The sequence below is a fragment of the Streptomyces nanhaiensis genome, assembly GCF_046614825.1.
GTDB classification, from domain to species: Bacteria; Actinomycetota; Actinomycetes; order Streptomycetales; family Streptomycetaceae; genus Streptomyces; species Streptomyces radiopugnans.
The window spans coordinates 1-7,834 of record NZ_JBKJFM010000215.1 but is presented as its reverse complement, the minus strand read 5'-3'; the positions used below and the strand labels follow the sequence as shown (position 1 = coordinate 7,834).

Genomic DNA, 7,834 nt, shown 5'->3' with positions numbered 1-7,834 from the left:
CCCGCCACGGCGAGCAGCACCGCGTACGCGTCCTGGTCCAGCTCCCGTTCGGCCGCCGCCAGTACCTCGCGCTCCCCGTCGGACAGGTGGTCCGTGCGCGTCCGTCCGCCCACCAGCCGGGCCAGGGCGCCTCCCACGCCGCTCACCGGGCACCCGCCGTGGTGGTGGCGTTGGCGGTAGCGGCGGCGGCGGAGGCCGGGGCGTCCGAGTCGTTCCGGGCGTCCAGGGTGATGCGCACGGCCAGGGCGTGGCGGCACGGGCCGCGCCCGCCCCGGTAGCGGGCCCACCAGCGGCAGGTGCAGCTCAGCGCCCCGCCGCCGGACCGGACCCGGTGGTCGTGGTCGCCGGCGGCGACGGTGAAGACGCCGTCCGCCTCCGCGCGTACCGCACCGGCGGCCACCAGCTCGCGGGCGGCGCGCAGCCGGGGGTTGTGCCGCTCGGCGCGCCCGGCGTCGTAGGGCAGCTCGCGGTGGAAGTACGCCGCCTCGGCCGTGTCGTAGCCGATCCGCCCGGCGGTGCCCAGCACGGTCAGGGCGGCGCGCACCCGCTGCGGCGTCAGACCCGACTGCCGGGCCAGCTCCCCGACGTCCACGCGCGGCTCCCAGGCCAGCAGCACCGAGACCAGATCGGCGTCCTCGGCGGCCTCCTCACCGGACAGCGCCTCCAGCACCGCGCCCTCGCCCGAGAAGCCGCGCGCGGGGTCGGGGGAGAGGGTGAGGGTCAGCCGCATCCCCGGCAGCAGCAGCTCCCAGGCGGAGGCCGCCGCGCCGCTCGCGGTCGTCGCGGGCGGCCCGTACAGGCGCAGCCCGGTGGCGTGGCGCAGCACCCGCAGCAGGGCCGAGAGCCGGTCCGGACCGGGCAGGCAGACGGCGCCGGGCACGGGCCGGGTGGTCGGGCGCAGGGAACGCCCGGCCTGCACCACCCAGAGGGCGGACCCCGCACCCGAGCGGGCGCGCGGCAGGGAGCGCAGGAGGCGCACCGCCTCGGCGGCGGTGACCTCCGCGCGCAGGTCGAAGGCGGAGGCGATCACCTGGGTCTCGGCGAAGCCGCGCAGCCAGCGGTCCGGCAGCGGCACCTTCTTCTCCACCACCGGCCCGTCGAAGGTGGTCACCTCCAGCTCCTCAGGCCCCACCCGCAGATGGAGGGGGTCGGAGGGGCCCACCCGGACCAGCGCCTCACGCAGCGGGTTGTTGACGTCCACGTTGGTGGTGCCGTGGCCGATGTCGTCCCCGTCCAGGCCCTCGCCGAGGATGTCGAGGCGGGCGTAGACGCCGCAGCAGCCGGAGAACGACTCGAACCGCAGCCGGTCGCCGCTGCCCGTCACCACCGGGTCGAGGGATGCGGCCGCCAAGCGCTGGTGGTAGTGGGCCGAGGCCACGTCGGCGACGGACAGCAGCGCCGCGGCGGCGGCCTCGGGCGCGGTCACGAACCCGGAGAAGAACCGGGGATGAGCGCTCGCCCCGGCCGGTGTCGCCCCGCCGGAGGTCTCCAGCCCCAGCTCGGGCCCGCCCGCGCCGCCGCGCACGGCCGAAGGCCGGAGATAGGTGTACGTGTGCACCGCTGATGCCGTGGTCGTCATGGCACACGAACGTAGAGGCGACCTCTGACATTCAGTCCGAGAGGCTGTGGACCTCCGGTCAGCGGCCGGCGGCGTACGCCGTGAAGTCGGCCCACGCCTCCGGCGTGAACGTCAGCCGGGCTCCCCGTATGCGCTTGGAGTCGCGGACGTGGACCGTGCCGGGCGTGGCCGCGACCTCGACGCAGTCGGGGCCGTCGTTGGTGCTGTGGCTGCTCTTGGTCCACTTCAGCTCGGAGCCGTCTTCGGTCGAGGGCTTGAGGGTCATGTCATCTCTCCCAGCAGTTTCTCGATGAAGGCCAAAGACTCACTCGGTGTGAGCGCCTGAGCACGGATCATTCCATAGCGCATCTCAAGGATCTGGACCTCTTTGGGATCGGAGATGAAGCGGTTGGTGAGCTGAACTTCGTTCTGTGCGACCGATGTTCCGTCCCTGAGCTTGAGAACCCGGAGCGATCCGCCGAGCCCGGCGTGCCCTTCGCTCTCCGTGGGCATCACCTGGATCTTGACGTGGCGCAGCCTGCCGACCTTCAGCAAATGTTCGAGTTGGCGCCGCTGCACCATTCTTCCTCCGAGCGGGCGCCGGAGCGTGCTCTCTTCCTGGACAAAGGTCAGCAGAGGAGCGGGGCGTCGGTCGAAGACCTTCTGGCGGGCCAGCCGCGCGGCCACCAGCTGTTCGAGCTCGTCCTCCCCGAAAGGGGGGAGCCGCAGGCCGAACAACGCGCGTGCGTACTCCTCCGTCTGCAGCAGGCCATGTACGACGGTGTTGACGTACGCACCCAGCTCAACGGCCTCGGACTCGAGCTTGGCCAGATCGCGGACCTTCTTCGGGTAGCGGGCCTCCTCCACGTCCTTCTTCATCGCGGCGAGCTTGCCGTCCGCGCCCAGGATCCGGTCCGCCTTGGCCAGGAAATCCGGATGAGGCAGCCTTCTGGCGCGCTCGACGGCCGAGACCATGCCCAGGCTGTATCCGATGGCGTCGCCCAGTTCCTGCTGCGTCAGGCCCGCCCCCTCTCGCCACAGCTTGATCTGGCGGCAGGTGGCCCGGATCGCCGGGCCGTAGTCGTCCTCCCAGTCCTCCTCCCATGAAGCGCCGTCCGCGCCGTCCGTGGTGTGGTCCGAGCGGTCCCTGCCGCCGTTGTCCGTGCTCATGTGCACCATCCCCTCCGTCACGCCCGTGTCCAACGGGCCCGCCCCCGGCCCGTCACCCCGTACAGGCCGCACAGATCCGGCCCGCGATTCCACAGCGGCCGGTGTCCGGAACACCGCCGGAACACCGCCGGAACGCCGTCATCGACCACGGTAGTGACGTATCGGTCACTATGGGTGGCAGTAGTTCGAAAATCGCTCGAACGGGAAATTCCGCCTCACTCCGCCCTCGCCCGCGACACCCGCCGCGCATCGCCGGAACGCCGCCGGAGCGCCGCCGGAACGCCGCCGCGACGGTTCGCCGGAGCGAATCGTTCCGGTGTGCGGCACCCGCGCGAAGTGCGGGGATCGCCTGACAGCCATGTCGGCTTAACCGGCGATTCAAACTCGCTTGCGAGCATCGCGGAATGCAGCCCGTCGTGCCGAAGGCGTCGGCCCCGGGGCCACGCCCCGGGCCGCAGCTTCCCGACGCGCCGTTGCCTCTGGCGGCGCGGAACAATGGAGGAATGAGCCAGCCTGTCCAGCCTTCAGTCGGTTCCATCGCCGCCTCGCGCCCGCACGCCATGATCGCGCCGGGGCACGCGCTCGAGCCCGACCTCGACACCGACTCCGACGCCTACCGGGAGGGCGAGGGCCCCGGCGGGGCGGACGGGGAGCTGCCGCAGGGACGTTTCCTCGACCGGGAGCGCAGCTGGCTCGCCTTCAACGAGCGGGTGCTGGAGCTGGCCGAGGACCCCGCCACGCCGCTGCTGGAGCGGGCGAACTTCCTGGCCATCTTCGCCAGCAACCTCGACGAGTTCTTCATGGTGCGCGTCGCCGGCCTCAAGCGCCGCATCGCCACCGGGGTGGCCACCCGCTCCGCCTCCGGCCTCCAGCCGCGCGAGGTGCTGGAGCTGATCTGGAACCGCTCGCGCGAGCTCATGGCCCGGCACGCCGCCTGCTTCCAGCAGGACGTCCTGCCCGCCCTGGCCGACGAGGGCATCCACCTGGTGCGCTGGCCGGACCTCACGGAGAAGGAGCAGGCCCGCCTGTTCACCCTCTTCCGGCAGCAGATCTACCCCGTGCTGACCCCGCTGGCGGTGGACCCGGCGCACCCCTTCCCCTACATCTCCGGGCTGTCGCTGAACCTGGCCGTGGTGGTGCGCAACCCGGTCAGCGGGCACAACCACTTCGCGCGGGTGAAGGTGCCGCCGCTGCTGTCCCGCTTCCTGGAGGCCTCCCCGCAGCGCTACGTGCCCATCGAGGACGTGATCGCGGCCCACCTGGAGGAGCTGTTCCCCGGGATGGAGGTCCTCGCCCACCACATGTTCCGGGTCACCCGCAACGAGGACCTGGAGGTGGAGGAGGACGACGCCGAGAACCTGCTGATGGCGCTGGAGAAGGAGCTGATGCGGCGCCGCTTCGGTCCGCCGGTGCGCCTGGAGGTCGAGGAGTCCATCGACCCGTACGTGCTGGACCTGCTGGTGCGCGAGCTGAAGGTCAACGAGGCCGAGGTCTACCCGCTGCCCGGCCCGCTGGACCTCACCGGCCTGTTCGGGATCGCCGCGCTGGACAGGCCGGAGCTGAAGTACCGCAAGTTCGTCGCCGGCACCCACCGCGACCTGGCCGAGGTCGAGTCGGCCTCCGCGCCCGACGTCTTCGGGGCGCTGCGCGAGCGCGACGTGCTGCTGCACCACCCCTACGACTCCTTCTCCACCTCCGTACAGCGCTTCCTGGAGCAGGCCGCCGCCGACCCGGACGTACTGGCGATCAAGCAGACGCTGTACCGCACCTCCGGCGACTCCCCGATCGTGGACGCGCTGATAGACGCCGCCGAGTCCGGCAAGCAGGTGCTGGTGCTGGTGGAGATCAAGGCCCGCTTCGACGAGCAGGCCAACATCAAGTGGGCGCGGAAGCTGGAGGAGGCCGGCTGCCACGTCGTCTACGGCCTCGTCGGCCTCAAGACGCACTGCAAGCTGTCGCTGGTGGTGCGGCAGGAGGGCGAGACGCTGCGCCGCTACAGCCACGTCGGCACCGGCAACTACCACCCCAAGACCGCCCGCCTCTACGAGGACCTGGGCCTGCTGACGGCCGACCCGCAGGTCGGCGCCGATCTGTCCGACCTGTTCAACCGGCTGTCGGGCTACTCGCGCCGCACCACCTACCGCCGGCTGCTGGTCGCGCCCAGCTCGCTGCGCGACGGGCTGATACAGCGCGTCAACCGCGAGATAGCCCACCACCGGGCCGGGCGTCCGGCGTACGTGCGGATCAAGGTCAACTCGATCGTCGACGAGGCGCTCGTCGACGCCCTCTATCGCGCCTCCCGGGCCGGGGTGCCCGTCGACGTGTGGGTGCGCGGCATCTGCGCGGTACGGCCGGGGGTGGCGGGGCTGTCTGAGAACATCCGGGTGCGCAGCGTGCTGGGGCGCTTCCTGGAGCACTCCCGGGTCTTCGCCTTCGCGGGCGGGGGCGATCCGGAGGTGTGGATCGGCAGCGCCGACATGATGCACCGCAACCTCGACCGGCGCATCGAGGCGCTGGTACGGGTCACCGACCCCGGCCACCGGGCCGCCCTCGACCGGCTGCTGGAGACCGGCATGGCGGACACCACCGCCTCCTGGCACCTCGGCCCGGACGGCGAGTGGACGCGCCACGCGACCGACGCCGAGGGACGGCCCCTGAGGAACGTCCAGGAAATGCTCATCGACGCCCGGAGGCGCCGACGTGGTCCAGCCACATGACCTGCCCCTCGGTACGGCGGACGGGGGAGAGGAGCCGTATCCGGAGAAGTCCCCGGAGGCCCGCGAGGGTCCCTGCGGGCTCCATACGGATCTGGGGGAGGCCACGGCGGGCGAGGTGCTGGCCGAGTACCTCCACCGGCAGGCCACCGGTTTCCTGCGCAGCCTGCGGCTGCACGAGGAGAGCGCGGGCAGCGCCGAGTCGGCGGTCGTCGCGGCCGAGGCCGTGCGGACGATGCGCCGCTGCGCCCGCCGCGCCGGCGCGGCACTGCGGGTCTACCGGCCGCTGACCGACACCGCCCGGGCCGACCAGCTCTGCTCCGAGCTGGCCTGGCTGTCGGGCGTGCTGGGGCGGGAGCGGGCTTACGAGACGCGGCTGGACCGGCTGCTGGGGGCGCTGCACCGGCTGTCGTCGGTGCCCGCGGGGGCCGACGGTTCGACGGACGGTTCGGCCGACGGTTCGCCGGACGGCGGGGCCTCCGGCCGGCCCGGCCCGCCCGCCCAGCGGGGCTCCGCCTCGCCCGGCGGCGGCCTGGGTATCGGCGCCGCCCGCGCCGGGGCGCTGCTGGAGCGGCAGCTCACCCTCGCCCGGACCCGCGCCCACTCCGCCGCCCTCCGGACGCTCGGCTCGGCCCGCTTCCACGCCGTGGCCGACGCGGTCGCCGTCCTGGCCTCCGAGGCGCCGCTGGCGGGCGAGGCCGCCTCCCGCCCGGCCGTACGCGTGCTGCCGCCGCTGGCCGAACTGGCCCACCGGCGGGCGGCCGAGGCGGTGGAGGCGCTGCCGCTGACCAGGGCCCGCCAGTCGTACAACGGCGAGGCGTTCGCACACACCCTCGTCGTGGACGGCGAGCTGGACGCCGCCTGGAACCAGGTGCGGCTGCTGGTGCGGCTGCGCAGGTACGCCCATGAGGTGCTGGGCGCCGACGATCCGGCGCTGACCGCCGCGAGCCGGGCGCTGGACCGGCACCGGGACGCCGCCGAGGCGGCCTCCGCCGCGGCCGCCGCCGCCCGCACCCCGCGTATCGCCCCCGCCACCGCCTACGCGCTCGGGGTGCTCCACGCCGACCAGCGGCACGAGGTGGAGGCGGCGAGGTTCAGCTTCGGACGGCTGTGGCGCCCGGTGGCCCCGGCCCAGCAGACCCGGCCGGCCGGAGCGGACCGGTCGGCGCAGGAGCAGGCGCAGGCGCCCGGGGCGGACGCGGCCCCGGTGGCCTTCGGAGCGGAGTGGGGCCGCTGATGGGCGGTCCGGGCTCCGGCCGCGCACCCGGCTCCGGCCCCCGTTCCGGATCCGGTCCCCGTTCCGGTTCGGGCCCCCGCACGATCCGCGCGGCGGGCTGCGTGCTGTGGCGCCGTACGCGCTCCGGCGCGGGGGCGGGCGAAGGGGCGCCCGCCGGGAGCGCGGGCATCGAGATCGCGCTCGTCCACCGCCCCAAGTGGGACGACTGGTCGCACCCCAAGGGCAAGCTCAAGCCGGGCGAGGCGGCCCTGCCCGCGGCGGTGCGCGAGGTGCGCGAGGAGACCGGCATGTCCTGCACCCCGGGCGCGGTGCTGCCCACCATGCGCTACGAGACCGGCGGCCGGACCAAGGAGGTCCGCTACTGGGCCGCCGAGGCGACCGGCGGGGCCTTCACGCCCGGCGACGAGGTGGACCGGCTGCTGTGGCTGGCCCCTCGGGAGGCCCGGCGGCAGCTCACCCAGGAGCAGGACCGGCTGCTCGTCGACGCCCTGCTGGCGGCCCTCCACCTCGACTGAGAGCCCCGGCCGTCTGACCCCGTACCGCGCCGCACGGGCGCGGTACGGGGTCAGACGGCCGTGAGACCGCCGAGCACGTTCTCCACGGTGCCGTCGAAGACCGCGTCGGCGTCGGCGGTGGGGAACGGCCGCTGCCCGAGCGCCTCCAGAGCCACCTGCCCCTGCAGCATCCCCCAGGCGACCACGGCGGCGTACAGGGCGCCGTCCTCGAAGTCCGCCGCCGGCCGTCCGGTGGCGTCGGCCGCCAGGCGCCGGTAGACGGCCAGTTCCGCCGCGGCGGAGGCGGGCGGGGCGGGGTGGCCGGCGCGGGTCAGCAGCGGGCCGGCCGCACGCAGGAGGGTGGTGATGAACGACTGCCGGACTCCCGGTGCGTCGCCGTCCTGCCCCTGGTCGTCCGCCCGTCCCCCCGCTTGATCCGCCGCTTGGTCCGCCACCTGATCCGCCGCCCGGTGGGGCGGACGGGCGTTGGGCACGGCGAGGAGCAGGGCGAACTCGGCCGGGTGCGCCAGGCTCCACTCCCGGTAGGCGGCGGCCAGTGCGCGCAGGGCGCGCGGGCCCGGAGGCAGCGGCCCGGCCGCCTCGGTCAGCCGGGCCAGCAGATCGGCGTACAGGTCCCCGGCCACGGCGCTCAGGAGTTCCT

At 74.0% G+C, this 7,834-nt stretch carries 7 protein-coding genes; 3 read left to right on the top strand and 4 right to left on the bottom strand.

All coding sequences use genetic code 11. The features are described from left to right. Nucleotides 1-142 precede the first annotated feature (142 nt). From ACLIYP_RS28195 to ACLIYP_RS28185, 3 genes are read right to left on the bottom strand one after another with little or no spacing between them, the layout of a single operon-like run. Nucleotides 143-1,579: an SWIM zinc finger family protein gene (locus ACLIYP_RS28195; protein WP_412715923.1), complete on the bottom strand. Its 1,437-nt coding sequence runs from the start codon at nucleotides 1,577-1,579 to the stop codon at nucleotides 143-145. Nucleotides 1,580-1,637: 58 nt separating this feature from the next. Then, entirely contained in the window at nucleotides 1,638-1,844 is a 207-nt protein-coding gene (locus ACLIYP_RS28190) for a DUF397 domain-containing protein (RefSeq protein ID WP_412715922.1), read from the bottom strand. Then, nucleotides 1,841-2,728, bottom strand: coding sequence for a helix-turn-helix domain-containing protein (locus ACLIYP_RS28185; RefSeq protein ID WP_412715921.1), 888 nt, complete (start codon nucleotides 2,726-2,728; stop codon nucleotides 1,841-1,843). The genes ACLIYP_RS28190 and ACLIYP_RS28185 overlap by 4 nt, the downstream gene beginning before the upstream one ends. 503 nt (nucleotides 2,729-3,231) lie before the next feature. Between ACLIYP_RS28185 and ACLIYP_RS28180 the strand changes: the two genes are divergently transcribed. From ACLIYP_RS28180 to ACLIYP_RS28170, 3 genes are read left to right on the top strand one after another with little or no spacing between them, the layout of a single operon-like run. Further along, nucleotides 3,232-5,445, top strand: coding sequence for an RNA degradosome polyphosphate kinase (locus ACLIYP_RS28180; RefSeq protein ID WP_412715920.1), 2,214 nt, complete (start codon nucleotides 3,232-3,234; stop codon nucleotides 5,443-5,445). Continuing rightward, a complete protein-coding gene (locus ACLIYP_RS28175; protein WP_412715919.1) occupies nucleotides 5,429-6,679 on the top strand; it encodes a CHAD domain-containing protein in 1,251 nt (416 codons plus the stop codon). The genes ACLIYP_RS28180 and ACLIYP_RS28175 overlap by 17 nt, the downstream gene beginning before the upstream one ends. After that, on the top strand, nucleotides 6,679-7,194 hold the full coding sequence (locus ACLIYP_RS28170) for an NUDIX hydrolase (protein WP_412715918.1): 516 nt from the start codon (nucleotides 6,679-6,681) through the stop codon (nucleotides 7,192-7,194). Before ACLIYP_RS28175 ends, ACLIYP_RS28170 begins: the two co-directional genes overlap by 1 nt. Before the next feature lie 50 nt (nucleotides 7,195-7,244). Here the strand turns inward: ACLIYP_RS28170 and ACLIYP_RS28165 are convergent. Next, on the bottom strand, nucleotides 7,245-7,834 hold a 590-nt coding region (locus ACLIYP_RS28165), incomplete at its 5' end, for a WHG domain-containing protein (RefSeq protein ID WP_412715917.1).

Excerpts from the sequence above, each read along its gene's own strand:
- ACLIYP_RS28180 (WP_412715920.1), top strand. The coding sequence starts at position 3,232 with ATGAGCCAGCCTGTCCAGCCTTCAGTCGGTTCCATCGCCGCCTCGCGC.
- ACLIYP_RS28190 (WP_412715922.1), bottom strand. The coding sequence starts at position 1,844 with ATGACCCTCAAGCCCTCGACCGAAGACGGCTCCGAGCTGAAGTGGACC.
- ACLIYP_RS28185 (WP_412715921.1), bottom strand. The coding sequence starts at position 2,728 with ATGAGCACGGACAACGGCGGCAGGGACCGCTCGGACCACACCACGGAC.
- ACLIYP_RS28170 (WP_412715918.1), top strand. The coding sequence starts at position 6,679 with ATGGGCGGTCCGGGCTCCGGCCGCGCACCCGGCTCCGGCCCCCGTTCC.
- ACLIYP_RS28195 (WP_412715923.1), bottom strand. The coding sequence starts at position 1,579 with ATGACGACCACGGCATCAGCGGTGCACACGTACACCTATCTCCGGCCT.